This window comes from Polymorphospora rubra, assembly GCF_018324255.1.
Taxonomy (GTDB): domain Bacteria; phylum Actinomycetota; class Actinomycetes; order Mycobacteriales; family Micromonosporaceae; genus Polymorphospora; species Polymorphospora rubra.
Genome location: NZ_AP023359.1, coordinates 3,011,958 through 3,036,233, shown reverse-complemented (window position 1 = coordinate 3,036,233; position 24,276 = coordinate 3,011,958). Strand labels below are relative to the sequence as shown.

At 73.2% G+C, this 24,276-nt stretch carries 22 protein-coding genes; 12 read left to right on the top strand and 10 right to left on the bottom strand.

Features of this window, described 5'->3' with window-relative positions; all coding sequences use genetic code 11:
* Positions 1–132: 132 nt before the first annotated feature.
* Positions 133–2,709: an MXAN_6230/SCO0854 family RING domain-containing protein gene (locus tag Prubr_RS13880; RefSeq protein WP_212825530.1), complete on the top strand. Its 2,577-nt coding sequence runs from the start codon at positions 133–135 to the stop codon at positions 2,707–2,709.
* Here Prubr_RS13880 and Prubr_RS13875 read toward each other — a convergent pair.
* Positions 2,706–3,620: a GNAT family N-acetyltransferase gene (locus Prubr_RS13875; protein ID WP_212825528.1), complete on the bottom strand. Its 915-nt coding sequence runs from the start codon at positions 3,618–3,620 to the stop codon at positions 2,706–2,708. The genes Prubr_RS13880 and Prubr_RS13875 overlap by 4 nt on opposite strands.
* Before the next feature lie 90 nt (positions 3,621–3,710).
* Positions 3,711–4,157, bottom strand: coding sequence for a hypothetical protein (locus Prubr_RS13870; RefSeq protein WP_212825526.1), 447 nt, complete (start codon positions 4,155–4,157; stop codon positions 3,711–3,713).
* Between the two features lie 180 nt (positions 4,158–4,337).
* On the opposite strand from Prubr_RS13870, the gene Prubr_RS13865 reads away from it, so the two are divergent.
* The gene (locus tag Prubr_RS13865) at positions 4,338–5,312 is read left to right on the top strand and encodes a DUF1152 domain-containing protein (protein ID WP_246568667.1); all 975 of its coding nucleotides are present in this window, start codon (positions 4,338–4,340) and stop codon (positions 5,310–5,312) included.
* Between the two features lie 37 nt (positions 5,313–5,349).
* Here Prubr_RS13865 and Prubr_RS13860 read toward each other — a convergent pair whose 3' ends face one another.
* Positions 5,350–6,192 (bottom strand): metallophosphoesterase, encoded by an 843-nt coding sequence (locus Prubr_RS13860; protein ID WP_212825524.1) that lies wholly within the window; start codon positions 6,190–6,192, stop codon positions 5,350–5,352.
* 119 nt (positions 6,193–6,311) lie between these two features.
* Here Prubr_RS13860 and Prubr_RS13855 point away from each other — a divergent pair, with 119 nt between their 5' ends.
* Together Prubr_RS13855 and Prubr_RS13850 are read left to right on the top strand one after the other, a co-directional pair.
* On the top strand, positions 6,312–7,022 hold the full coding sequence (locus Prubr_RS13855) for a FadR/GntR family transcriptional regulator (protein WP_212825522.1): 711 nt from the start codon (positions 6,312–6,314) through the stop codon (positions 7,020–7,022).
* Entirely contained in the window at positions 7,019–7,660 is a 642-nt protein-coding gene (locus Prubr_RS13850; RefSeq protein ID WP_212825520.1) for a lysoplasmalogenase, read from the top strand. Before Prubr_RS13855 ends, Prubr_RS13850 begins: the two co-directional genes overlap by 4 nt.
* 6 nt (positions 7,661–7,666) lie before the next feature.
* On the opposite strand, the gene Prubr_RS13845 is transcribed toward Prubr_RS13850, so the two are convergent.
* Positions 7,667–7,864, bottom strand: coding sequence for a hypothetical protein (locus tag Prubr_RS13845; protein WP_212825518.1), 198 nt, complete (start codon positions 7,862–7,864; stop codon positions 7,667–7,669).
* Between the two features lie 113 nt (positions 7,865–7,977).
* Here Prubr_RS13845 and Prubr_RS13840 point away from each other — a divergent pair, with 113 nt between their 5' ends.
* Positions 7,978–8,763, top strand: a complete 786-nt coding sequence (locus Prubr_RS13840) for a sulfite exporter TauE/SafE family protein (protein ID WP_212825516.1) — start codon at positions 7,978–7,980, stop codon at positions 8,761–8,763.
* Between the two features lie 15 nt (positions 8,764–8,778).
* On the opposite strand, the gene Prubr_RS13835 is transcribed toward Prubr_RS13840, so the two are convergent.
* Positions 8,779–11,121: a flippase-like domain-containing protein gene (locus tag Prubr_RS13835; protein WP_212825514.1), complete on the bottom strand. Its 2,343-nt coding sequence runs from the start codon at positions 11,119–11,121 to the stop codon at positions 8,779–8,781.
* Between the two features lie 164 nt (positions 11,122–11,285).
* Here Prubr_RS13835 and Prubr_RS13830 point away from each other — a divergent pair, with 164 nt between their 5' ends.
* On the top strand, positions 11,286–13,730 hold the full coding sequence (locus Prubr_RS13830; RefSeq protein ID WP_246568665.1) for a glycoside hydrolase family 65 protein: 2,445 nt from the start codon (positions 11,286–11,288) through the stop codon (positions 13,728–13,730).
* Between the two features lie 13 nt (positions 13,731–13,743).
* Here the strand turns inward: Prubr_RS13830 and Prubr_RS13825 are convergent, their stop codons facing one another.
* Entirely contained in the window at positions 13,744–14,223 is a 480-nt protein-coding gene (locus Prubr_RS13825; protein WP_212825512.1) for a cupin domain-containing protein, read from the bottom strand.
* 79 nt (positions 14,224–14,302) lie between these two features.
* Between Prubr_RS13825 and Prubr_RS13820 the strand changes: the two genes are divergently transcribed.
* Positions 14,303–14,983: a TetR/AcrR family transcriptional regulator gene (locus Prubr_RS13820; RefSeq protein ID WP_212825510.1), complete on the top strand. Its 681-nt coding sequence runs from the start codon at positions 14,303–14,305 to the stop codon at positions 14,981–14,983.
* A 70-nt stretch (positions 14,984–15,053) separates the two neighbouring features.
* Here the strand turns inward: Prubr_RS13820 and Prubr_RS13815 are convergent, their stop codons facing one another.
* Complete coding sequence (locus Prubr_RS13815) at positions 15,054–15,212, bottom strand: hypothetical protein (RefSeq protein WP_212825508.1); 159 nt, start codon at positions 15,210–15,212, stop codon at positions 15,054–15,056.
* Between the two features lie 183 nt (positions 15,213–15,395).
* Between Prubr_RS13815 and Prubr_RS13810 the strand changes: the two genes are divergently transcribed.
* Both Prubr_RS13810 and Prubr_RS13805 read left to right on the top strand, forming a co-directional pair.
* Positions 15,396–16,055 carry a PP2C family protein-serine/threonine phosphatase gene (locus Prubr_RS13810; protein WP_246568663.1) on the top strand — a complete coding sequence of 220 codons (660 nt, stop codon included), beginning with the start codon at positions 15,396–15,398 and terminating at the stop codon, positions 16,053–16,055.
* A 31-nt stretch (positions 16,056–16,086) separates the two neighbouring features.
* The gene (locus Prubr_RS13805; RefSeq protein WP_212825506.1) at positions 16,087–16,779 is read left to right on the top strand and encodes a class I SAM-dependent methyltransferase; all 693 of its coding nucleotides are present in this window, start codon (positions 16,087–16,089) and stop codon (positions 16,777–16,779) included.
* 87 nt (positions 16,780–16,866) lie between these two features.
* Here the strand turns inward: Prubr_RS13805 and Prubr_RS13800 are convergent, their stop codons facing one another.
* A complete protein-coding gene (locus tag Prubr_RS13800; protein WP_246568661.1) occupies positions 16,867–17,454 on the bottom strand; it encodes a DUF6745 domain-containing protein in 588 nt (195 codons plus the stop codon).
* A gap of 485 nt (positions 17,455–17,939) precedes the next feature.
* Between Prubr_RS13800 and Prubr_RS13795 the strand changes: the two genes are divergently transcribed.
* Together Prubr_RS13795 and Prubr_RS13790 are read left to right on the top strand one after the other, a co-directional pair.
* Positions 17,940–18,935, top strand: a complete 996-nt coding sequence (locus Prubr_RS13795) for an alpha/beta hydrolase (protein WP_212825504.1) — start codon at positions 17,940–17,942, stop codon at positions 18,933–18,935.
* 583 nt (positions 18,936–19,518) lie between these two features.
* Positions 19,519–19,938 (top strand): YchJ family protein, encoded by a 420-nt coding sequence (locus Prubr_RS13790; protein WP_212825502.1) that lies wholly within the window; start codon positions 19,519–19,521, stop codon positions 19,936–19,938.
* Positions 19,939–19,960: 22 nt separating this feature from the next.
* Here Prubr_RS13790 and Prubr_RS13785 read toward each other — a convergent pair whose 3' ends face one another.
* Both Prubr_RS13785 and Prubr_RS13780 read right to left on the bottom strand, forming a co-directional pair.
* Entirely contained in the window at positions 19,961–20,503 is a 543-nt protein-coding gene (locus Prubr_RS13785; protein ID WP_246568659.1) for a hypothetical protein, read from the bottom strand.
* A 20-nt stretch (positions 20,504–20,523) separates the two neighbouring features.
* The gene (locus tag Prubr_RS13780; protein WP_212825500.1) at positions 20,524–22,665 is read right to left on the bottom strand and encodes a helix-turn-helix transcriptional regulator; all 2,142 of its coding nucleotides are present in this window, start codon (positions 22,663–22,665) and stop codon (positions 20,524–20,526) included.
* A 151-nt stretch (positions 22,666–22,816) separates the two neighbouring features.
* Here Prubr_RS13780 and Prubr_RS13775 point away from each other — a divergent pair, with 151 nt between their 5' ends.
* Positions 22,817–24,274, top strand: coding sequence for an amidase (locus Prubr_RS13775; RefSeq protein WP_212825498.1), 1,458 nt, complete (start codon positions 22,817–22,819; stop codon positions 24,272–24,274).
* The last annotated feature ends 2 nt before the right edge of the window (positions 24,275–24,276 follow it).

Here is a 24,276-nt window from a genome sequence, read left to right as displayed (position 1 = left end):
CGACGGCGGCGCCTAGGCTGTCGGTCGGGGCGGCTCCCGGGTGTGCTTCCTTCTCCTCTTACCTTTGAAGAAGATCTAGCGCATCCAATCTCCGCCCCGCCTTCTTTCTCCGCATCGTGGGAGGACCGCACCATGCCCGCCACCGCCACCCCGCCGGCTGTCCGCAGCGCCGTCGCGGACGTACTGCTCAGGCACGGGCTGGTGGCGCCCGGGCTACTGTCGCGGTCCAAGGTCCGGCCGGGGCGGGTCCGGACCGACAGCGCGGCCGGCCTGGTGGCGTTGGAGGCGGACCTGGTCGCGCTCGGTTTCCTGCCCGGGCCTCGGCTGCGCCGGTACCTCGCCGGGCAGGAGCCGGAGCGCCTCGCCGAACTGGGGCTCGGCCTGCTCGACGGGCTGGCCCGGGCCGTCGGTGCGCACGTGCCCCACATTCCGCTGTTCCGGTCCTTCCCGCGCCGGATCCCGGCCGACACCAACGACCTCTACGTACGGCGCATCTTCGCCCTGCTGCTCCAGGAGCCGCGGCAGCCGTGTGTGCTGTGCGGTACGGCCGACCTCGTCCGGCCGGTGGCCCCCTGCGCCCACCTGGTCTGCGGCGCCTGCTGGGACGGTTCCGACTACACCGGCTGCCCGATCTGCCACCGCCGCATCGACTGCGAGGACGCCTTCCTGCGGCCGACTCCGCCGCCCGCACACCGGCCGCAGCCACCGTTGCCGCGCCGGGCCCGGATCATCGAACTGGCCGACGACGCCGGTCAGGCGTGCGGGGAGCTGACCGCCGCGCTGCTCGGGCGGCGTACGCCGCTGTCGCCGGCCGACCGCGCAGACCTGGACGCGCTGCTCGACCACGCCGGCCCCGCCTGGTTCGACCTGCTGCCGGCCGACATCCCGGTACGCGAGACCCGGGCCGCCGTCGTCGCCCGGGCCGTCACCGACCCGGCGGCCACCGACCGGCTACCGGACCTGCTGGACCGGTACGTCGGCACCGCCACCGACGTGCTGCGCCTGCTCCACGTCCTGCACGGTGCCGACGCCGGCCTCCGTACACCGCCGGCCCGACGCCGGTCGCTGCCCCGCCGGCTGCGACGGCTGCTGCTGTCCCGGCTCGACGCCCTGCCGCTGGCATCCCTTGTGGAGGATCTGCGCCGGCACGGTGCCCGCTGGCTGCGGATGGCGGAGAACCTGCACCCGTTCGAGGAGGCCGGCCGGCATCCGGTCGCCGCGACCGCGTTCGCCGTGCTGCGGCGTACCCGGATCGACGCCGACACCCCGTTCGGGCGGCTCGTGGCCGGTGTCGTCACCGCCCATCCGGGCGTCGCGGTCCGGCCCGGTGAGCGGATCACCGTCACCGGCTGGGCCGGCCGGGTCGAGGCGGCGCTGCCGGCCGGAAACGCCGTACCGCTGCTCGCCGCCCGGCCGGGTGAACTGGTGCGCCGGCTCGTCGCGGTGGCCCACCGGGCCGGCGATCCGGCGGAGTTGGTCGACACCGTCGACCGAGTCGCGCCCGCGGTCGCGCCCGGTGTGCTGCTGGCCGCGATCGGTGCGCTGCGGGCGGCGAGTTGGCCGGCCGTACCCCGCCTCTACTTCCCGCGCGGCGGCAGCGCGACACTGTGGACGGAGCCGGACCACCGGCCCCGGCTCGATGCCGGCGTCGCCGTCGACCTCGAATCGGTGCTCACCGCCGAGGTGCTGCGGCGGGCCGGCAACCTGCCGCCGGTCGACCATGCCCTGCTGGACGGCGGGCTCGTCGACCTGGTCGCGCCGTTCACCGAACGGACCGCGTCCGCCGCGCTGGTCCGGCTGCCGCGGGGCAGCGGCCAGCCGCTGCCGCCGGGGCGCCGGCTACGCCTTTTCCTGCACTGGACCGAGCCGGCCGGCACCCGGGTCGACCTCGACCTGTCGGTGTCCTTCTACGACGGCGGTGGCGGTTTCGTCGGTTGGTGCGACTACACCAGACTGCGGTTCGGGAAGCTGGATGCGGTACACAGCGGCGACCTCACGTCGGCGCCGCCGCCGGCGGGTGCCAGCGAGTTCGTCGACCTGGACGTGGCCGCCCTGCGCCGGCGGGGCATCCGGTACGTCACGATGCTGGTGCTGAGCTACAACGACGTGCCGTTCGACGCGATGACGGACGCGTTCGCCGGCCTGATGACCCAACCCGGTGACCGCGGGCGGCCGTTCGAGCCGCGGGCCGTCGAGCAGCGGTTCGACCTGGCCGGTGACGTCCGGGTCGCCATCCCGCTCGTCGTCGACCTGGACCGGTCGTCGGTCCGCTGGCTCGACTCGACGCTGGCCGTCGCCGGCGGTCAGCATTCGGTGGGGCGCTACTCGCGGACGATCGGCCGGCTCAGCGCCGCCGCCGACCGTCACTTCACCGCGGGGCACCGGGTCAGCCTGTGGGAACTCGCCTGCTGGCAGGTGGCCGCCCGGACCCGGCAGGTGACCGTGCGCGGCGGCTCGCCGCGGACGTACCGGCGCCGGGACGGCGAGACGGTGGCCGCGTTCGCCGAGCGGCTGGTCACCAACGGGCCGGCCGACGACACTCCGGTGAAGGCCGCTCCGGACTTCGCCGCCCTGGTACGGGCCGACGTCGACCTGCCGGTGGGGGCCGACGTGTACGCGCTGTACCCGGACCGGCTCGACCCGGCCCGGGTACGTCAACTGCAGGCGGGTGACCTGCTCGCGGCCCTCGCTCCGACCGGTGCCACCTAGCCGGCCGGCAGGGTGCGTACGCACTCCCACTCGGCGCCGACCGCCCGGTAGCCGAGCCACTCGTTGACCGCCAGCATCGGCCGGTTGACCTCGTCGTTTCCGGTGTAGGCCATGGTGAAGCCGGCGTCGCGGGCCCGGTGCAGCGCGACCGACTTGGCGAGCTTCGCCAGGCCCCGGCCACGGTGGGCGCGCCGGGTGCCGGTCGCCGCCGACGAGACCCGGCCGCTGTCCGGGTCGCCCTCGACGAAGGTGCACGCGGCCGGTTCGCCGTCGACCAGGACGGCCACGCTCAGGTCGTGCCGCAGGTTGGGGCTCTGCCAGGCGTCGCGGAACCAGTCGTCGTAGCCGAGCGCGTCGAGTGGGACCGCGCTCGGCTCGTCCTGGGTCGCCTCGGCGTCGACCGCGTAGACGGCCTCCGGCGACAGATCGGCGAAGGCGGCGACGGTCACCCCGGCCGGCGGCTCGGGCTGGGGCGGCAGGTCGGCGAGGACGGCGCCGGAATAGCGCACCTCGGCGGTGGTCCGGTAGCCGCGCCGGCGTACCCAGTCCAGCGATTCGGGATCACCGTGGGCGTAGCTCTGGACGCGACGGGCGCCGATCGACGCGAGATGTTCCTCGGCCGCCGCCAGCAGTGCGGAGCCGACGCCCTGACGACGGCGGTCCGGGCGGACCACGAGCGACACGTTGGCGGCACCGGACTCGGACGTCCAGGTGTTCAGCCCACACCCCACCAGGCCGACCAGGCCCGCGTCGTCGTCGACGGCGAACAGCGCGCCCCTGCTGGTCTCGAGCAGGGACCGCCAGTGGTGGCGTACGCCCTCGGCGGTGCTGAGGTGCCACGGCACAAGCTTGCGACGCAGGTCGAGGTAGGCGGCGGCGTCATCGGGGGTGCCGGGACGTATTGAGGTCATGGCCTTTGTCTAGCAGCCCGGACAAGTGGTTTTATCCGGCTGGCCGGGGACGGCGGCCGCCCCCGGCCCGACCGGATCAGTACGAGTAGTTCACCGTGACCGTGTCCTGGGCGGACCCACCGGTCGTGGGATAGGTGCCGCCGTAGAGCGTGTGTCGGACGTGGACTGCCCCCGCGCACTCTGACCGTTGAACAACGACACCGGAATCGTCGTGGCGGTGGTGATGTCCTGCGGCGCCGTACAGGCCCAGTCGGAGGTGCCGTACTGCTGCCGGTAGCAGATCGTGATCGTCTCGGTGGTCCGACCGTTGGTGTACGGCGTGACGTACACCGTCGTACCGGTGATGGAGGTGTTGTTCGGCACCTGGGACTGCGGCTTCGAGAAATACATCGTGGCGTAACCGCCGTCGAAGTAGATGTTGTACTTCGAGCGGCTTTCGGTCCACGAACCCGTCGCCGCCGAGGCCGGAGCGGCCACGACCAACGCGAGCACGGCCACTGTCATGGCCACGAAACCGGTACGGATGACGCTCTTCACAAAGGGCTCCTTCCGAGAAACGGGTGCCGACGGCGGATAAATGTTATGGACGGTCGATCCGAATAAGCAATTAATTGATCTCGATCGATTTGTTCACGTACCGAAATTGCCACGATTCCGCTGCCCGCACCGGCCAGGGGGTCTTGCTCCGGGCCGGTCCGGCCGACACCATGGGCTCTCGTGGAGAGTCCCCGCCCCGTGTCGTCGCTCGCCGTTCCTCCGCTGATCGGCGCCCTCGCCGGCAGCAGCGGCGTGCTCGTCGCCGGTGCGGGCGGCGGGTTCGACGTGTACGCCGGACTGCCGCTCGCCATCGCGCTGCGCGACGCCGGAAAGCGGGTCCACCTGGCGAACCTGTCCTTCTCCCAGCTCGAACTGCTCGACCTCGACGCCTGGCTGGCCGAGAACGTCGCCGCGGTCACCCCGAAGACCGTCGGCCTCGACGACTATTTCCCCGAACGCACGCTCGCCCGCTGGCTGGCCGAACAGAACCTGCCGGACACCGTCTACGCCTTCCCCCGAACGGGGGTGCGACCGCTGCGGGCGGCGTACCGGCATCTGGTCGACCACCTGGGGATCGACGCGGTCGTCCTGGTCGACGGCGGCACCGACATCCTCCTGCGCGGCGACGAGTCCGGGCTCGGCACCCCGATGGAGGACATGACCAGCCTCGCCGCCGCCGCCGGGCTCGCCGTGCCGGTGAAACTGGTGAGCTGTCTGGGCTTCGGCATCGACGCCTACCACGGCGTCAACCACACCCAGGTGCTGGAGAACATCGCCGCCCTGGACCGGGAAGGCGGCTACCTCGGCGCACTGTCGATTCCCGGGAACAGCCGGGAGGCGGTCCTCTACCGGGACGCGGTCGCCGCCGCCCAGGCCGCCACCCCGCTACGCCCGAGCATCGTCAACGGCCAGATCGCCGCCGCGACCCGGGGCGACTTCGGCGACCTCCACTTCACCCGGCGCACCCGCGGCAGCTCGCTGCTGATCAACCCGCTCATGGCCATCTACTTCAGTTTCCAGCTCGACGTCCTGGCCCGACGTTCGCTCTATCTGGACCGGCTCGAGGACACCGTCGGCATGCGGCAGGTCGCCAGCCGCATCGAGAAGTTCCGCGAAGAGATCGCCCACCGTACGCCCCGCGCGTTCCCGCACTGATCACGCCGGCCGGGCGGCCCCCCGGCGGAACGCGGGGTCAGTCCGTCGGCCGGGCGGTCGCCCCGACCGGGGTGAGCAACTCGGCTCCGGGCAGGACGAGGGGGCGCCAGGTCGGAGCGCCGTACCGGCCGTGTTTGGGGTCGATCCCGGTGAAGACCCGGCCCCCGACCCGTACCCGCACATGGCGGGCCTCCCAGTCGACGGTCGCCCGCTGGCGCACCCGCCCGGGTGACCGCCAGGTCCGGTCCTCGTACCGCACCAGGGCGGAATGCCCGTGCACCTGCCCGAACGGGACGAAGCCACCGGCATGGTGGTGATCCATCCAGGGTTCGACCAGCTCCCACCCCGTCTCCGCCCACAGTGGACCCGCCATCCGGTCCACCGCCAGGCTTCCGCCGCGCCGGATGAGGTCCGGTCGGCCGTTGAGCAGCCGTGCGGCGGACGCGGCGGTCATCGGCTCGCCGAGTTCCCGCCAGCAGCCGACGGTGAGTCCGGCGTGGGTGATCAGCAGGTCGTCTCCGTCGGCTGTGCGTACGGCGGCGGCGACGTCCATCCGGCCCTGTTCCCACCACGAGGTGAGCATGCTCGCGTCGTCCGGGCTGACCGGCTCGGGCCAGAACGGCACGCCGTCGGGCAGGTACTGGGCATCATGGTTGCCCACCAACTGGATCCAGCGGTCGGGCCGGTTCTGCAGATAGCCGTCGACGAGGGCGAGGACGCCCGTGCTGTCCGGGCCACGATCGACCAGGTCGCCGACCTGCACCACGATCACGTCGTCGGGCAGGGCCAGGCCGGCCTCGTGGGCACCGACCTCGAGCAACGCTCGGCGCAACTGTTCGGCATGTCCGCCGACGTCCCCGATGACGACCACCGTGGCCATGGCAACCTCCCGATCGCGTCGACCCGGACCGATCGTACCGGCGGGCGAAGGCCTCTACGACACCCGAACTGGTCCAACCAGTTGACAGGTCAGTTGATCCGTTGCCAGACTCCCGGACCATGGCGTTCGAGCCCGTCCCCCGCGGTCCGATCTCCGACCACGTCTTCGCGCAGTTGCGGGACGCGATCGTGAGTGGCGGATACCGACCCGACGACGCCCTGCCGAGCGAGCGCGAGCTGGCCGCCGCCTTCGAGGTCAACCGGCACGCCGTCCGGGAGGCGCTACGCCGGCTGCAACAACTCGGCCTGGTCCGGGTCAGCCAGGGCGGGGCGACCCGGGTGCTGGACTGGCGCGAGCACGCCGGACTCGACCTGATCCTGTCGCTGCCCGGGTCGGGCAACGCGCTACCGGTCGGCACGCTGGTCCGCGACCTGCTCGAGATGCGGGCCTGCGTCGGCGTCGACGCGGCCCGACTGTGCGCCGAACGCGGTACGCCGCGGGCCAGGGCGGCGGTACGCGACGCGGTCGACGGGTACGCCGAACTGGCGCCCGATCTGCCGGGCATGGCCGAGGCCAACACGGCGCTGTGGCGGCGGATCGTCGAGGGCAGCGGCAACACCGCCTATCTGCTCGCCTTCAACAGTCTCGTCGGTGCCGGCGCGGTGCCGTCGCAGTGGCGGGCCGCCGAACTGCTCGACGTCGCCCGGCACCGCCGGCTCGCCGCGGCCATCGTCGCCGGCCAGGCGACAGCGGCGGCGAAGCACGCGCGGGAACTGCTCACCGCGCCGGTGGCCGATCCCGCCGCTTCGAGGCAGCGGAGCCGGGCATGATGTGGCTGTTCGGCGCGGTCGTCGCCGTGGAGTTGCTCGGGGTCGTGCTCGACCTGCCGGTGCTCCAGTGGCTGGCGAAGCCGCTGCTGGCGCCGGTGCTGCTCGCCTGGCTGTGGACCGTACGACGCCGGTTCGACGGTGTCGCGGTCGGCCTGGTCTTCGCGACGGCGGGCGACGTGGCGTTGCTGATGTCCGGCCAGACCGCGTTCCTCGCCGGGATGGGGTTCTTCCTCGGCACCCAGATCAGTTTCCTGGTCGCGTTCGTCCGGCGCGGCCGGCCGCCGCTCGCGGCGCTGCTCGGCTACGCCGCGTTGTGGGTGACCGCGAACGCTCTGTTGTGGAGCGCGTTGGGCCCGTTGCGGCTGCCGATCCTCGGCTACAGTCTCGCGCTGTGCGCGATGGCCGCCGCCGCGACCGGGGTCTCGCGCCGTACGGCGGTCGGCGGGGCGCTCTTCCTCTTCTCCGACCTGGTGATCGGGCTGGGCGCCGCCGGGACCACGCTGCCCGGGCATCACCTGCTGGTGATGACCACGTACATCGCCGCGCTGCTGCTGATCACCACAGGCTGGGCGGCCGGACCGGTCGGACGGGATGGAACGGCCGGGCGGCCACCGTCGCCGGCGGCCGCCCGTGCCTGAGCCCGATCAGATGTTGTTGTTCCAGCCACGCTTGATGGCGCTGACCGGTTGCGGCACCCCGACCCGCAGCACGTCCCACCGGCGGTTCGGCTCGTCGGAGTTGCGCAGGGTGATCTGGTCTCCGACGGCGGTCCGGGGCTCGACCCAACAGGTCAGATAGCGATTGGCCGACCGCAGGTCGACCTGCACCAGCATCGTCGTCATGCGGTGCAACGTATCGAAGCCGCTCCGCCGGCACATCCGGTTATCCGCCGGCCGGCGGCGGGTCGACGGGCTCGGGCGGCGCCCACGCCCGGCCGGCCTGGAATCATCGGGCCGTGGAAACCGCCGTGGAGTTCGTCGCGATCTTCGTCGCGGGGTTCTGGGCCGGGATGATCAACGTGGTGGTCGGTTCGGGCACCCTGGTGACCTTCCCGACCCTGCTGCTCTTCGGCTACCCGCCCCTGGTCGCGAACATCTCCAACAACATCGGCCTGGTCGGCGGGGGCATCTCGGGCACGTACGGCTACCGGCACGAACTCGTCGGAAAGCGGGCGCTGCTCAGGAGCCTGCTGCCCGCCTCCGTGCTCGGCGGGACGGCGGGCGCCCTGTTGCTGCTGGTCCTGCCGGAGAGCGCGTTCAAGGCGATCGTCCCGGCCCTCATCGCGGCCGGCCTGCTGATGGTCGTCGCGGGTCCGGCGATGCAGCGCCGCGCCGCCCGGCGTCGCCTGGGTACGGACGACGGCGGCACACTCAGCCCCCGGCGACTGGCCGCGGTCGTCGCCGGCGTCTTCGTGCTCGGCATCTACGGCGGCTACTTCGGCGCCGCGCAGGGGATCCTCGTCGTGGGCCTGCTGAGCGTGCTGACCGCCGAGAGCCTCCAGGCGATCACCGGCGTCAAGAACCTCCTGACGACGGCGGTGAACGCCGTGGCCGCCGCCACCTTCATGATCGTCGCCTGGGACTCCGTCGACTGGAAGCTGGTCGCGCTGATCGCTGCCGGCGCCACGCTCGGCGGCCTCGCGGGGGCGAGGTTCGGTCGTAAACTCTCGCCACGACTTCTGCGCGCCATGATCGTCGTCGTCGGCACCGTGGCGATCGTCAGGATGGTGTTCTTCGACTGACGGTGCCCGGCCCGGCTACAGCAGTTGCCGGTGGAGGAGCATCCGCAGCGCGACGTAGCCCGGCAGGGCCGGCAGCCAGAACGTCGCCAGCCGGTAGATCAGCACCCCGGCGACCGCGGTGTCCGGTGCGATGCCGTAGAGCAGCAGGCCGGAGACGAGGGCCGCCTCGGTGGCACCGAGTCCGCCCGGGGTGGGCGCCGCCGACGCCACCCCCTCGCCGACGACGGACACCAGCACGACGGCCGGTACGACCGCCAGATCGACGGGCAGACCGACCGCGAGCAGGGCGAGATAGAGGCACGCGCCGTACAGGACGGTCAGGCCGAGGGACACCGCGGTCAGCCGTACCAGCCGGCGCCTCTCGGTGAGGGCGCGCAGGGCCGCGACCACCTGGTGCACGGCGGTGCGGCCCCGGGTCCGTAGCCGCGGTACGGCCGCCGCGGCGGCGGCCGCGAGCAGGATGGCGAGAACGGCCAGCAGGATCGGCAGCCCCTTGGTCGCGGCGGCGTGCACGAGGTCGCGGGTCGGCTCCCGGGCGAAGGGCAGCAGCACCGGCAACAGGACGGCGACGGAGACGACGCCGGCCACCCGGACGACGGCGACGACCGTGGCCGCCTCCGCCGCCGGTATCCCCTTCCGGTTCAGATATCGCAGGCTCAGCGCGGCACCACCGACGCTGCCGGGGGCGAGCCGGTTGGCGAAGGAGGCGGCGACCTGGGTGAGGACGGCCTGGCCGAGCGGGATCCGGCCACCGGCGGCGAGGCGGAGTGCCAGGGCACTCAGCAGGTAGGTGCCGGCCGAGCCCAGCAGGGTGGCCGCGACGGCGAGCGGGTTGGCGTGCAGCATCAGGTGCAGGGCGGCGCGCACCTGCCCGATCTGCGGCAGCAGGAAGTGGACGAGCAGACCGAGCATGACGAGCAGGAAGACACTGCGCCGGGTGACCCGGACGACCGGAGCCGGCCGGTCGTCGTGGCCCGGACACCGCTCGACGATCCGGTCGTGGAGTTCGGTCAGCAGGTTGGGGTGGCTGTCGAGGATCTTGCGACCGGCGTGGGAGAGCAACGGCCGTTGCAGGTAGGGCAGGCTGTCCGCCACCGGCTCGGCCCCGATGTGTTCGACGGCGGCGGTGACCGCTGGTGCCGCCCCGGCCAGGCCGGCCAGGGTCACCAGCAGCTCGACGAGGTCCCGGGCCCGCTGGTCGGCGGAGGCGTTGCCGGCGCCGAAGCTGAGATCGACGAGGTGGACCCGGGAATCGTCGCGCAGGATGTTGGCGGCACGCAGGTCCCGGTGCGCGAGTCCGGCGCGGTGCAGCAGGGCGACCTGGCGGCAGGCGTCGGCGAGGACGGCGGGCGACGGCGGCGTACCGGCCGCGTCGAGGGACCGGCCGTCGACGTACGGCTGGATCAGGACGGCGTCGCCGTCCGGGCCGGTCGCGGTGGTGACGACCCCGGGGGTACGCACCCCGGCCCGTTCGGCGAGCAGCGACATCAGGGCCTCGTGCTCGTTCTTCTGTCTCGCGGTGAGGTACGGCGGCTCGTCGGCGATGTTGCGGTACCGGACCCGCCGGTAGAGCTTGTAGAGCCAGTCCGCGTCCCGCTGTTCGCCACCGGTGACCTTGACGAACAGGCGCTCGCCGTCGCCGGTGGTGGCCTTCCAGGGACGGGAGCCGCGGGCGTCGCCGGTGATCGGCGCCAGCCGGGCGACGTCGACGCCCTGTTCCCGCAGCGCCCGTCTGATGCGGTCCGCCGACCGCTCCGGGCCGATCTCACCGACCATGAGCCGGGTGAGGCAGACGGCGAGCCAGCCGACCAGGAACCCGCCGAGCGCGTCGGCGGGCAGGTGTGCGCCGACGTGCACGCGGGCGACCGCGACCACGGCGATGGCCGCCCAGACGTAGCCCCGCCGGTGCCGGGCCACGGCGCGGGCGACCACGAGGCCGAGCGCGGACGCGACCGCGACGTGCCCGGACGGGTAGCCGAGCGCGCCGGTGACGGTGTCGTGGATCCGTACGTCGGCCAGCAGGGCCGCCGGCCGTTCCCGGGCCACCGCCAGCTTGCCGGCGACGGCGAGCCAGTACGCGAGATTGCCGGCGATCAGCAGGTCGCGGGCGAGGGCGATCCGGCGCACCGCGACCGCGACGAGCGCCGCCACGAACACCGCCACGTACGAGCCGGCCTGCATGATCACCACCAGCACCGGTGTGACACCGGTCGGCAGGTGGTTGAGGAGCCCGAACAGGTCCCGCTCCCAGTGGCTGACCGGCCGACCGCGGAACCAGGCGCTGAGTGCGGCGAACAGGCCGGCCGAGGTGGTCAGGCTGAACACGAGCGCCGGTGACGGTCGGTGGGTCCGGGACATGGCGGTCCTCGCGTACGGGCGTCCACCGGGGAGTGGTTCCGGATCCGACCCTACGTGGCCGCCGGCCTCCCGTTGGCCGGATCCGTGAGCCTGAGCCGGTCCGCGGCGGCGCAGGTTTGCGGTCCGCGTGGCCGGGAACCGGCACTGCGCTGAGGAGGTGCCTGGTGGCCGGGACCGGACCCGTCGACCCCGGCTGCGAGCTGTGCACGAGCGGCCTGCCCGCCGGCTGGGTGTTGACGTACGTCGACGGCGACCCGGACGGGGAGGGCACCCGGGAGGCGCTGCTCACGGTCGGCAACGGCTATCTCGCCAGCCGTGGCGCGGCGCCGGAGGCGTCGGCCGACGGGGTGCACTATCCGGGTACCTATCTGGCCGGCTTCCACAACCGGCTCCCGGGCACCGGCCGGGATGCGGCCGAGAGCATCGTCAACCTGCCCAACTGGCTGCCGTTGACGTTCCGGCCGGCCAGCGGTGAATGGTACGCCCCGGGGCGGGGGCACCGGCTGCACGAACATCAGGCGCTCGACCTGCGTACCGGCGTGTACCGCCGGGAGTTGGTGGTCGCCGACCGGCAGCGGCGGCGGACCCGGCTGCGGCAGCGCCGCCTGGTCTCCATGGCTGCGTCGCATCTGGCCGCGCTGCACACGACGATCGTCGCGGAGAACTGGTCGGGGCGGCTGGAGGTACGGTCGGGGCTCGACGGCGGCGTGGTGAACGCCAACGCGCCCGAGGAGCTCGGCACCTGCGGCCGGCACCTCGACCGGGTCGGGTGCGGCACCGACGGCCCGGAATCGCTGTGGATGGTGGCCGAGACCGGTGACTCGCATCTGCGGGTGGCGCTGGCCGCCCGGACCCGGGTTTCGGTCGGGTCGCGGCGGCAGCCCGCGCACCGTACGGTCGGCGGGCCGGCGGAGATCGGCCAGGTGTTCGCGCTCGACCTGACGGCGGGTGAGCCGGTGGCGGTGGACAAGACGGTCGCCGTCTTCTCGTCCCGGGACCGGGCGGTGTACGAGCCGCTGGTCGCCGCCCGCACCGAACTCGGCGACGCCGGCCCGTTCGAGGTCCTGGCGACCGACCACGCGGCGGTGTGGGCCGGGCTGTGGGAACGGTTGCGGATCGACGTCGGCGAGGACCACGCCTGGCAGCTTCCGGTCCGGGTGCAGACCTTCCACCTGGTGCAGACACTGTCGCCGCACACGGTCGACCTCGACGTCGGGGTGCCGGCGCGCGGCCTGCACGGGGAGGGTTACCACGGCCACATCTTCTGGGACGAACTCTTCGTCTACCCGTTCCTCAACCTGCGGCTGCCGGAGCTGACCCGGGCCATGCTCGAGTACCGGCACCGGCGGTTGGGCTGGGCCCGCCGCCAGGCGGCCGAGTTGGGCATGGCCGGTGCGCTGTTTCCGTGGCAGAGCGCCAGCAGCGGGCGGGACGAGAGCCCGGCCCGGTCCCGCAACCCGGTGACCGGCAGGTGGGTGCCCGACCACACGAACCTCCAACACCACGTCAACCTGGCCGTCGCCCACTCCGCCTGGCAATACTGGGAGACCACCGCCGACCTGCCGTTCCTCGCCACGACCGGAATCGACCTGCTGGTGGAGACGGCCCGGTTCTGGGCCGGCGCGGCGACGTACGACCCGGCCGACGACCGGTTCGACATCCGCGGGGTCATGGGTCCCGACGAATACCACGATGGCTATCCGAACCGGCCGAGCGAGGGGCTCGACAACTGCGCGTACGTCAACGTGATGGTCGCCTGGACGCTGGCCCGCGCGTGTGAGGCGTACGGGCTGCTCGAACGGCACCCGGGGGCGAGGCCGTGGCTCCGGCCGGCCGTCGGACGCCCGGAGCTGGAGCACTGGGCCCACATCGGGCGCCGGCTGCGGTTGTCGTTCCTCGACGACGGGATCCTGGCCCAGTTCGAGGGCTACGCCGATCTGCCGGAGCTGGACTGGGAGCACTACCGGCGGCGGTACGGCGACCTGCGCCCGTTGGCGTGGCTCATGCAGGCCGAGGGCGACAGCACCAACCGGTACCGGGTGTCCAAGCAGGCCGACGTGCTCATGCTGCTCTACCTGTTGGGCGCGGACGAGCTGGCCGGTCTGGTCGGCCGGCTCGGCTACGACCTCGACCGGGCGCGCATTCCCGCCACCGTCGACCACTACCTGACCCGTACGACGCACGGGTCCACGTTGAGCCGGGTCGCGCACGCCTGGGTGCTGGCCCGGACCGACCGGCGGCGGTCGTGGGACATGCTGTTGGCGGCCCTGGGCACGGATCTCGGGGACCTGCACGACGGTACGGCCCGGGAGGGGATCCATCTCGGCGCCACGGCGGGGACGTTGGACATCCTCCAGCGGTGCTACACCGGGCTAGAGATCCGCGACGGCGTGCTCCGGCTCGATCCGCTGCTGCCCGAGGGGTTGGACCACCTCCGCTGCACGATCCGGTACCGGGGCCGGCTGATGGACCTGACCGTCGACCACCGGGAGGTGCGGATGACCAGCCCGCCTGGTGACGAGCCGCCGATCCCGGTGACGGTACGGGGGCGGCGGCTGCGACTGGCCCCCGGCACCACGGTCACCGTTCCCCTGGACGGTGACGCGTAGCGGCCGGCGCTGGTCAGTGGGTGGGTGGCGGCCCGAGCAGTTCGATGCCGTGCCGGGCGGCGGCGTGGCCGAGGGCGGCCGGGTCGATGGGGCCGGGGTCCGGCAGTCGCCGCTCGGGCGCGGCTTCGCCGGCCTCGGCGGCGAAGCCCTCGAAGCCGGACGGGGTGGTGATCTGCAGGGTCCGCAGTGGTTCGTCCGGCCCGACCAGGAACGTGTGCGGCAGGCCGACCGGCAGGAGCACGAGGTCTCCGGGGCCGGCGGGCAGCACCTCGCCCGCGCAGCGGAACTCGGCGGTGCCGGAGATCACGTAGAACAGTTCGTCCTCGGTCTGGTGCCGGTGCAGCGGGGGCGCGAAGCCCGGCGGATTGACGAACTCCGCGACGGTGAGCCGGCCGCGGGTCTGTGCCCCGGCGGCCTTGACGGTGACGAGGTTGCCGAGGAACCAGTACGCCTCGCCCTCGTCGGCCTTCAGCACGTACGGCCGGACGGACATGCCCGACCCTCCTTTGGATAGACGCGGTATTGCTCGATAGACGCGAGTATGATGAATAGACTGCTAGCATGTCAACGACATGGACGAGAGCAGCGACGCGAAGCCGAAACGCGCATACCGGTCGGCGGTCCGCGAGGAGAGCGCCCGTCGCACCCGGCAGGCCGTGGTCGCCGCCGCCGCCGACCTCTTCGTCTCGGGGGGCTACGGGGCGACCTCGCTGGCCGACGTCGCCGCCCGGGCCGGCGTCGCCCGGCCCACCGTCTTCGCCGCCTTCGGCTCGAAGCCCGCGCTGCTGCGCCAGGTGCTCGACGAGGCGCTCGCCGGAGACGACGAACCCGTGCCGGTCGCCCAGCGCCCGTGGTTCCGCCCGGTCTGGGAGGCCGACACACAGGCCGGCGTGCTCGACGGCTACGCGGGGGTGTGCACCCTGATCGGCGGGCGGGCCGCCCGGATCTTCGAGACCGTACGGCGGGCGGCCGACGACAACGAAGAGGTCGCGCAGGTGTGGGAGACGCTGCTGCGGAACCGGCGCCGGGGGGCGGCGATGGTGGTCGAACGGGTCCGGGGGCTCGGCCCGCTGCGGTACGGGTCCGACGTCGAGCGGGCGATCGACGTCGTCTGGCACTTCAACGATCCGGCCCACTACGACGCCCTGGTGACCCAATGCGGCTGGTCGGAGAACGACTTCCGGGACTGGCTGTCCGAACAACTGACCGGCGGGCTGCTCGGCGCTCCCCGACGGGGACGCGGCGCGACCTGACCGGAATCCGCACCGGCACGCACGGCGGCCGGGACGGAGAGTGTTCCCCGTCCCGGCCGGACCGGACGTGCTACTTCTTCGCGCTCTGCTTGGCCATCATCGGGTCGGCGCCCTTGTCGACCCGCTTCATGGCGTTGCGCAACTGTTGCTCGCTCATCTTCGAGTTGCCCTCGATGCCTGCCTGATGGGCACGCTTGCGCAGGTCATGAAGGTTCTCACGGTCAGCCATCTCGACCCCCTTAGCTCGGCCGCGAGGGCGGGCAGCCGCCCTCCCGACGGTCCGTAGGTTGGCTTCCCGGCACCGGTCGCGGTAAACGCCGGCCGTTCTAGACTCGGCGCCATCGAAGAGATCGAGATCCGACGCGCCGAACTGACGGCCGCCGGTCGGCGCCTGACGCTGACCGCCGGCACCGTGGTCGGCAACCGCTACCCGGCCAACTTCGACATCCTGCACCTCGACGACGCCCGTCCGCTGGTCGTCGTCGCCGACGGCATGGGCGCCGGCGAGGGGAGCCGGGTCGCCGGCCGGACCGCCGTCGACGTCTTCGTCGAGACGGCCGGGCCCGGCCCACGGGCGCTGCGCGCCGCCGTCGCGCAAGCCCAGCGCCGACTGGCCGATGCCGGCCGCCGGCTGGGCGAGCTGACCGGCTGCACGCTGACCGCGTTCGTCGGTGACGACCACGACGCCTGGCTGGTGCAGATCGGCGACTCGCGGGCCTACCGGCTACGGGACGGGCAGCTCGAACTGCTCACCGTCGACCACACCGCGGCCTGGCTCGGCGCGGTCAACGGCTGGTATCCGTTCGACTCGGCGCGGGCCCACGCCGACCGGTACCGGCTGATGCGGTACGTCGGCCACCCCGACCAGCCCGAACCCGACGTACTCAACGTGACCCTGCGTCCGGGCGACGTCTATCTGCTCTGCACAGACGGGCTGGCCGAGCAGGTGCCGTACGGGCGGATCGCCGAGGCGCTGACGCGGGACCGGGACGCCGTCGGCACCCTGCTCGCCGATTCGCTGCGGGCGGGCGGCAACGACAACGCCACCGGCGCGGTCATTGTCGTCCACTGAGGACGGTCCAGCCGGTCGGGACGATGTCGCGATGGTCGACCAGCGCGATCCCGTCCGCCTGCTCGGCGACGACGAGCTGGAAGGGTCCGCCGTCGTGGCCAACTGTGCGATGAACCGTGAGCGGCAACTGGCGGGTGTCAACAGCTACGCCCGGGAGTTGGGCTTCGATCCGGTCGACGTCCTCACCACCCGGCCCGCGGGCGCGGCCTGGCTGGACCTGTGCTGCGGCACCGGCCGGGCACTGATCCAGGCCGCCGCCCACCCGCGGCCGGCGGAAACCAGCCTCGTCGGGGTCGACCTGGTCGACGCCTTCGACCCCGTCCCGGCAACCCCGTACGCGCCACAACTGGTCTGCGCGTCGGTCACCACCTGGACCCCGGCCCGGGCGTTCGACCTGATCACCTGCGTACACGGCCTGCACTACGTCGGCGACAAGCTCGCCGTGCTGACCCGCGCGGCGAGCTGGCTCACCGACACCGGCCGACTCGTCGCCGACCTGGACCTGCACAGCATCCGGCTCCCGGACGGGCGACCGGCCGGACGGCGGCTCACCGCCCGGCTCCGCGCCGCCGGCTTCTCGTACGATGCCCGCCGGCACCGGATCAGCCGCACCGGCCCGGGCGACGTCCGCCTTCCCTACGCGTTCCTCGGGGCGGACGACCGCGCCGGGCCCAACTACACCGGACAGCCCGCGGTGCACTCGTACTACGCCGAGACGGACTGACCGTCCAGCATCTGTCCGCTTCGGACGTCGGGGTGGCCGGCCGATCCGGCCACCCCGTTCATGCCCGGTCAGGCATCGTCGGCCGCGCTAGCGGTTCAGCGGTGGCCGCCAGCCGTCGCGGTACTCGACCGGGCCGGCACCGCCCTGCCGGAGCCGGACCTGACCGTGCCAACTCCCGGGGACGGGTTCGGTAGCGATCACAGCCGGCCGTTCGACGACGACGCAGACGTCCTCCCCCGGCCACCACCAGCCGCAGGAGCGGGCCAGCACCGCCCAGTCGTCGAGGTGGTCGGCGTCGGCCGACCCGTACCGGGCGAACCCGAGCCGGTGGAGCATGTCGTAGTAGCCGATCCAGTGCGCCTCCTGCTGGCCGTACCAGGCGACCGGCAGCCGCCCGTACGTGGCGAGCGCGCCGCGTACGGGCAGGTAGAACCCGTTGGCGAGACTGGTCCGTAGGGCGTCTCGCACCCCCTGCCGCAACACCTCCCGCAGCGGAACGCCGGCGTCGAGGGCTTCGACCGGCGGCAGCACCGGCCAGGGTTTGCCCTTGCGGGCGGATCGGGGCGGATCGAGGTCGGGATGGGAGACCCCGTCGTCCAGCGCGCCGCGCAGCCGGGACAGCCCGGCGGCGATGTCGCTGGCCAGCGGGGGTGTACCCGGCGGGCGCCGGGACATCACCCATCAGGACGTCATGGGTAGGCAGGCCGGCCAGGAGCGGGAGCGCCTGGCGGGGTGACTCGACCCAGCGGAAGCGGGGTCGGGGTCGGGAATGCCGGGCGTAGACGGCGGCCAGCCGGTCCTCGGTGCCGGCCCGGTCGGCCGGTGCGGTCGAGAGTCCTGATCCAGCCATTCCCGCCGGATCTCCACGGCGGCGTGCCAGTGTTCGACGGCCGAATCGGGCGTCGTGGCGGGGATGACATCGCGAGCGGCCTGGTGCCGCGCGAGGGCGGTCACCGCGCGAGGGCGGTCACGCCCTTCCGGTAGGTAGCGATCATGGCGCCATGATGGCCCACCAGCCCCGGCCCTCGCAACCACGTTCCGCTGATGCGAAGGAATGTTTCAATCTACGGGTATTCAAGGGCAACTTTCTCCCATAGCCTGGGCGGACCGCAGCGCCATCGACGCCGACGAATCACCGCGGCCCCACCACAGGAGATCCCATGGACCGAAAAGGCCCTGTCCAGCACCCCGTCAGCCGCCGACGACTCCTGACCGGCGCCGCCGGGGTCGCCACCGCCGGAGCGTTCGCCGGAGCCTTCACCGCGCCCGCGCCGGCGAGCGCCGCCGGCAACGGGCACGGACTGCACATCGTCGACCGCAACGAAAACGGCGGCCGCCTGCAGTACTACCGCTTCGCCACCGACGCGATCGCGTGGGATCCGGCGGTAAACGTCCTGCTGCCCGACGGCTACCACACCAGCGGCAAGCGGTACCCCGTGCTCTACCTGCTGCACGGTGGGAACGCGGACTTCCGCACCTTCCATATGCAGGACAACATCGTCAACCTGACCGCCGGCCGGGAGATCATCGTCGTCATGCCGGACGCCTCGACCGGCTGGTACTCCAACCCGGTCAACTCCAACACGGGCCCCCGCAACTGGGAGACCTTCCACATCGCGCAACTGGTGCCCTGGATCGACTCGAACTTCCGCACCTTCGCCGAATACAACGGTCGCGCCGTCGCCGGCTTCTCGATGGGCGGGTTCGGCGCCCTCAAGTACGCGGCGAAGTACTACGGCCACTTCTGCTCGGTGAGTTCCCACTCCGGCCCCGCCAGCCTGCGCCGCGACCTCGGCCTGGTGGTGCACTGGGCCAACATCACGTCGGCCGCGATGGATCTCGGCGGCGGCACCGTCTACGGCGCCCCGTTCTGGGACGAGGCACGGGTCAACGCCGACAACCCCGTGCAGCGCATCGGCAGCTACCACAACAAGCGGATCTTCCTCGCCGCCGGCACCTCGCCCGACCCGGTCAACTGGTTCGACACGATCAACGAGAACCAGGTGCTGGCCGGTCAGCGGGAGTTCCGCGCCGCACTCGGCCGGGCCGGGATCCCGCACGAGTGGCGCGAAGTTCCCGGTGGGCACTACTTCCGCCACGAACTGTTCGTACAGGACCTCAACGGCATGCTCGGACGGCTACGCCGCGCCGGCTGACCCCCTGGAGGGGCCGCCGCTCCCGGGGCGGCGTGCGTAGCCCACCGCCCCGCCCCACGCCCACGCCCGCGCGCCCCCGCCCGAGCGCGCGCCCCCGCCCGAGCGCCCCCGCCCACGCCCACGCCCACTCTCCGCGCCGATCAAGGTGATACTTGCCGCAAAACAGGCATGAACCGCCACACTTTCTCCTCGATCAACGCGATCATCCGGCGCACCCCGCTGGTAGCGCCCGCAGCGGGGCATGCAATGCGTTGACCAAGGGGATATCAGCGGCAAACCGGGCAGGTTGGGGACGCTTTCCCCTTGATCGGCGCGGCACCCGGCGCGGCGCGACGCCGGCACGGCACCCGGTACAGCACGGCGCCACACCCCGACTCGGCGCGGCACCCGGCGCGCGGCACCCGGCGCACGGCGCACGGCACGGCGCACGGCACGGCGCACGGCACGGCGCACGGCACGGCGCGGCACGGCGCGGCACGGCACGGCACGGCGCGGCACGGCACGGCACGGCGCGGCGGCCTCCTCGCCGGCCGCATCTGCGGCCGCGGGTGCGGCGTGCGGGCGGGCACGGAACAATGGCCCGGTGGCGAAACGGGGGACCCGCCGGGCGGCGGGCTACGAGCCGACCCTGACCTGTCCGTGCGGCTCCGGGCAGGCGTACGGCGACTGCTGCGGCCGGCTGCACCGGGGAGATACGGCCGCCGCGACGGCCGAGCAGTTGATGCGGTCGCGGTTCAGCGCCTTCGCCGTCGGCGACACCGCCTACCTGCTCCGGACCTGGCACCCGACCACCCGGCCGGCCCGGCTGACGCTCGACCCCGGACAACGGTGGACCAGGCTGGAGGTCCTGGCCACCGACCGGGGTGGCCTGTTCGACACGACCGGTGGGGTGGAGTTCCGCGCCCACTACCGGGAGTCGGGGCGTCCGGGCACGCTGCACGAGCACAGCCGCTTCGTCCGCGAGGACGGACAGTGGGTCTACCTGGACGGTGAGACGTCGTGAGGCCGGATACCGGACCGGCGGCTCAGGATGTTCCGGGGTCGTCGAGCGGGATCGGCAGTTCGACCACGTCGGCGGTGCCGGGGCCGCTCGAGTGTGCCGGCGGCGGTCGGTCGGTGTCCGGCCGGCGGGTGTAGAGCCGTCCCTGCCCCGCCGACCCGTTTCGGTGCGTCACCGCGCAGGTCACCAGGTGCACCGCGGGTGGCGGTGCGCCGAACGGTCCGGTGCCCCACCGCACCCAGATCGCGACCCGGCCGGCAGCCGCCTCGGCCACCAACTTCTCGGCCGTACGGGCCCGATCGGTGCGGTCCACCTCGACCACCACCGGTGGTGCGTCCGGCCGGGCGCACGCCACGTCGATGATCGAGAACTGTCCGGACATCGGTGCCGGCAGCGGCAGTACGCTGCGCGCCCGCCGGTAGACCCGCCAGCCCTGGCCGGCCGCCCAGTCGGCCACCGCCTCGATGACCCGCGCCGTCACCCGGTCGGCCGTAATGTCCACGAAGGACAGTTGATGGAGCCGTCCGGTGAGGGACGCCACCACCTGTCCGCCGTCGCCGTCATCCACCACCGCAGGGTAGCGCCGGCTCAGGCGGGGCCGCCGGCCGCGCGGTAGGCGCGTACGGCGTCGGACCGCGAGTGGACGTTCAGCCGGGCGTTGATCGCCCGGAGGTGTGCGTGCACGGTGCGCGGGCTCACCCCCAGCTCCCGCGCGATGGCCGCGTCGGAGAGGCCACGCGCGACCGCCCGGAGGATCGTCCCCTGGCGTACGGTGAGCAGCCCGCCGGCCGTGGGGTCGGCGGCGACGCCGTCCGCGCGGCGGGCTTCCAGCGCCGCCTGGCGGGCCCGCAGGCGGTGGCCGGGGTCGTCGCACCCGGCGAGGAGGAGCGCGGCCTCGTCCAGCCGGCGGCGGGCGTCGTCGGCGCGGCCGGCGTCGAGCGCCAGTTCGGCGAGGCCGAGGACGGCGTCGGGGGCGGTGATCCGGTCCGCGGCGGCGATCGAGAGGTCACGGGCCTCGGTGTAGCCCGCGACCGCGGCGTCGGCGGCACCGCCACGGTGGTCGACCGCGGCGCGGCAGAGGGCGAGTACGCGGGCCGCGAACGGTGCGGCGGCGTAGCGGGATCCGAGAAGGGTGTCGGCCCGGACGAGCTGCTCCCGGGCCGCCGCGAGGTCGCCACGTTCGGCGCGGACCCGGGCCAGCATCGCCCGGCCGGCGATCTCGGCGACGGTGTTGCGCATCGGGGTGGCCGACTCCACGATCTCGACCAGCCGGAACTCGACGTCGTCCGCGGTCCCGGCGTAGTAGGCCGTGCCGGCGAGGATGATGTCGCAGTTCGCCCGCTGGGTGAAGTGCTGCGGCCCGTGCATCGACCGGGCCCGCTGCGCCCACCGCATCGCCTCGCCGACGTTGCCGAGCAGGGCGTTGAGGGTGGCGCGGCCGAGCGCGATGCCGGCGTCGACCGACGGCAGGCCGTCGGGCAGCGCACCCGGTCGGGCCGGCGCCGCCTCGGCGCGGGCGAGAGCGAGGTGTACGTCACCGGTACGGCCGGCGAAGAGGCTCGCCGACGCGTGCGCGAGCAGGAGCCGGGCGTCGGCGTGCAGGTGCTCCGCTGGCAGCCGGTCGATCCAGCCGAGCACGGTCGCGGTGTGGCCGACGTCGAGCATGCGCCAGTACGTGGCGGCGATCAGCTCGCCGGCGTCGGCCTCGTCGCCGGCCGTGAGCAGGTGCGCGACGGCGCGGTCCGGCATGCCGTGGTCGACGAACCACCGGGCGGCACGGCGGTGGCCGCGTACGGCGTCGACGCCCTCGAGGGTCGCGGCCCGGTGCAGTGCCTCGCGGAACAGCGGGTGGTAGCGGAACCACACCCGCCGTCGGTCGAGCGGTACGACGAAGAGGCCCTCGCGGTCGAGCCGGGCGAGCTGTCCGCCGCCGTCCGTGTCACCGGTGACGGCGTCGCAGAGCGGGCCGCTCAGCCAGTCGAGCACGGCGGTGTCGAGCAGGAAGCGGCGCAGGTCGGACGGCAGCGGGTCGAGGACCTCCTCGACGACGTAGTCGTACAGGTGGTGGTGATCGCCACGGAGCCGTTCGTGCGGGTGGTCGGCGGCGATCCGCAGGGCGACGGGCCAGCCTTCCGCCCGGCGGATCGCGTCCTCGTATGCGGGGCCGGGTGGGTCGTCGACGAGTGACCGGGCCTCGTCGGCGGTGAATCCGAGGTCTTCGGTGCCGATCTCGGCCAGCGCACCGGACGTCCGCAGCCGGGCGAGGGCGAGGCGGGGGCGGGTACGGCCGGCGAGAAGGAGCCGGATCCGGGAGCGGCCGTGCAGGAACTGGCCGAGTTCGTCGCCGACGATCGCCGTGTCGGCCCGTTCGAAGCTGTCGACGGCCAGCACGAGGTCGGCCGGCGCGCCCCGTCCGGTGGCGAGGAGTTCGGCGATCCACCCCCGGCGGTCGTTCACGCCGGCCGGTGGCGGGGGCAGGGCGGCGAAGCGGTCGTCGACCCGGGCCAGGGCCCCGGCCACCCGGGTCCAGAACACGACCGGGTCGGCGCACTGCGGGTCGAGTTCGGCGCGGGCGATCCGGTCGCGCCGTGGCGACGAGGCGGTCCAGGCGTCGAGCCCGAACGTCTTGCCCCAGCCGGCCGGTGCGCGCACGAGGGTGGCCCGGTGCTGCCAGGCGGCGGCCTCCAGCCGGCTGCGCAGCACCGGTCGCGGGTGGGGCGTACCGGTCATCGGCCCAGCCTAGGAGGACGGCTGCCGGCGCCGGCGGCACTGCCTAGGCAGTCCTGCCGATCCGCCGGCCGTCCGTTGTCGTGCCGGTCGGCGGGGGCGAGGCTGCGAAAACGCGGCACGCCGACGGTGCCGGCCCCACCGAAAGGACGTCATGGAAGAGATCACCTGGCTCGACGCGACCGGGCAGGCCGAACTGGTCCGCTCCGGTGAGATCAGCGCGAGTGAGCTCGTCGAGCATTCGATCGCGCGGATCGAGAAGCTGAACCCCGAGGTCAACGCGTTCATCCACACCAGCTTCGAGAAGGCGCGGGCGGTCGCCGCGGGCACGCCGGCCGGCCCGTTCGGCGGGGTGCCCTTCGCCGTCAAGGACCTGTTCCAGCAGAGCGAGGGCGACCCCTACCACTACGGCACCCGGTTCCTGAAGGACCTGGACTGGCGGGCGTCGGCCGACACCTGGATGGTGTCGAAGCTGCGGGCGGCCGGCTTCGTGCTCGTCGGCCGTACGAACACGCCGGAGATCGGCGCGTGGACGACGACGGAGCCCGACTCGTACGGCCCGACCCGCAACCCGTGGGACCTGAGCCGCTCGTCCGGCGGCTCCAGCGGCGGGTCGGCGGTCGCGGTGGCGACCGGGATGGTGCCGGCGGCACACGCCAACGACGGCGGCGGTTCGGTACGGATCCCGTCCAGCGCGAACGGTCTCGTCGGGCTGAAGCCGACCCGGGCCCGGGTGTCCCTCGGCCCGGAGCTGGGCGAGGCGTGGGCCGGCCTGACCCACGAGTCGGCCATCACCCGCTCGGTACGCGACATCGCCGGCATCCTCGACGCGGTCGGTGGGATGGCGCCCGGTGACCCGTACACGGCGCCGACGCCGAGGCGGCCCTACACGCAGGAGGTCGGCGCGCCCGTCGGCCGGCTGAGGATCGGCATCCAGGTCGACCATCCGACCGTCGCCCTCGACCCGGAGGTGGTGGCGGCGGTCCGGTCGACGGCCGCGCTGCTGGAGGAGTTGGGCCACATCGTGGAGGTCGCCCGGCCGGCCGCGCTCGACGCGCCGGCACCGGAGGCGCAGGTGCTGATGCCGGTGTTCCAGTACCTCGACATCGTGCGCTGGGGCAGGGCGATCGGCCGCGAACTCACCCCCGCCGACCTCGACCAGGACAACTGGGCGCTCGGCATGTACGGCAAGGACGTCCCCGCCGTCGCCTATCTCGACGGGCTGTACGCGCTGCACGCCTGGTGCCGGCGGGTGGCCGCCTGGTGGAACCACGACGAGGACGGCACCGACGGCGGGCGCAAGCCCGGCTACGACCTGCTGCTCACCCCGACCCTGCCGAAGCCCCCGGCGAAGCTCGGCGAGCTGCGGCCGGTACCCGGCCAGCCGCTGGCCGGGTTCATGCGGTCCGGCGAGTACGTCAGCTTCACGTCGCCGTTCAACGCGACCGGGCAGCCGGCGATGTCGCTGCCGCTGCACTGGTCGGCCGACGGGCTGCCGGTCGGGGTGCAGTTCGTGGCCGCGTACGGCCGGGAGGACCTGCTGATCCGGCTCGGCAGTGTGCTGGAGCAGGCCCGGCCGTGGGCCGACCGGCACCCGGCGATCGCGGGATAGGC

Bases quoted from the DNA above. Each gene is read 5' to 3' on its own strand.
- Prubr_RS13880 (WP_212825530.1), top strand. From the start codon at position 133: ATGCCCGCCACCGCCACCCCGCCGGCTGTCCGCAGCGCCGTCGCGGAC.
- Prubr_RS13875 (WP_212825528.1), bottom strand. From the start codon at position 3,620: ATGACCTCAATACGTCCCGGCACCCCCGATGACGCCGCCGCCTACCTC.
- Prubr_RS13860 (WP_212825524.1), bottom strand. From the start codon at position 6,192: ATGGCCACGGTGGTCGTCATCGGGGACGTCGGCGGACATGCCGAACAG.
- Prubr_RS13855 (WP_212825522.1), top strand. From the start codon at position 6,312: ATGGCGTTCGAGCCCGTCCCCCGCGGTCCGATCTCCGACCACGTCTTC.
- Prubr_RS13850 (WP_212825520.1), top strand. From the start codon at position 7,019: ATGATGTGGCTGTTCGGCGCGGTCGTCGCCGTGGAGTTGCTCGGGGTC.
- Prubr_RS13845 (WP_212825518.1), bottom strand. From the start codon at position 7,864: ATGACGACGATGCTGGTGCAGGTCGACCTGCGGTCGGCCAATCGCTAT.
- Prubr_RS13835 (WP_212825514.1), bottom strand. From the start codon at position 11,121: ATGTCCCGGACCCACCGACCGTCACCGGCGCTCGTGTTCAGCCTGACC.
- Prubr_RS13825 (WP_212825512.1), bottom strand. From the start codon at position 14,223: ATGTCCGTCCGGCCGTACGTGCTGAAGGCCGACGAGGGCGAGGCGTAC.
- Prubr_RS13820 (WP_212825510.1), top strand. From the start codon at position 14,303: ATGGACGAGAGCAGCGACGCGAAGCCGAAACGCGCATACCGGTCGGCG.
- Prubr_RS13815 (WP_212825508.1), bottom strand. From the start codon at position 15,212: ATGGCTGACCGTGAGAACCTTCATGACCTGCGCAAGCGTGCCCATCAG.
- Prubr_RS13805 (WP_212825506.1), top strand. From the start codon at position 16,087: ATGGTCGACCAGCGCGATCCCGTCCGCCTGCTCGGCGACGACGAGCTG.
- Prubr_RS13800 (WP_246568661.1), bottom strand. From the start codon at position 17,454: ATGTCCCGGCGCCCGCCGGGTACACCCCCGCTGGCCAGCGACATCGCC.
- Prubr_RS13795 (WP_212825504.1), top strand. From the start codon at position 17,940: ATGGACCGAAAAGGCCCTGTCCAGCACCCCGTCAGCCGCCGACGACTC.
- Prubr_RS13780 (WP_212825500.1), bottom strand. From the start codon at position 22,665: ATGACCGGTACGCCCCACCCGCGACCGGTGCTGCGCAGCCGGCTGGAG.
- Prubr_RS13775 (WP_212825498.1), top strand. From the start codon at position 22,817: ATGGAAGAGATCACCTGGCTCGACGCGACCGGGCAGGCCGAACTGGTC.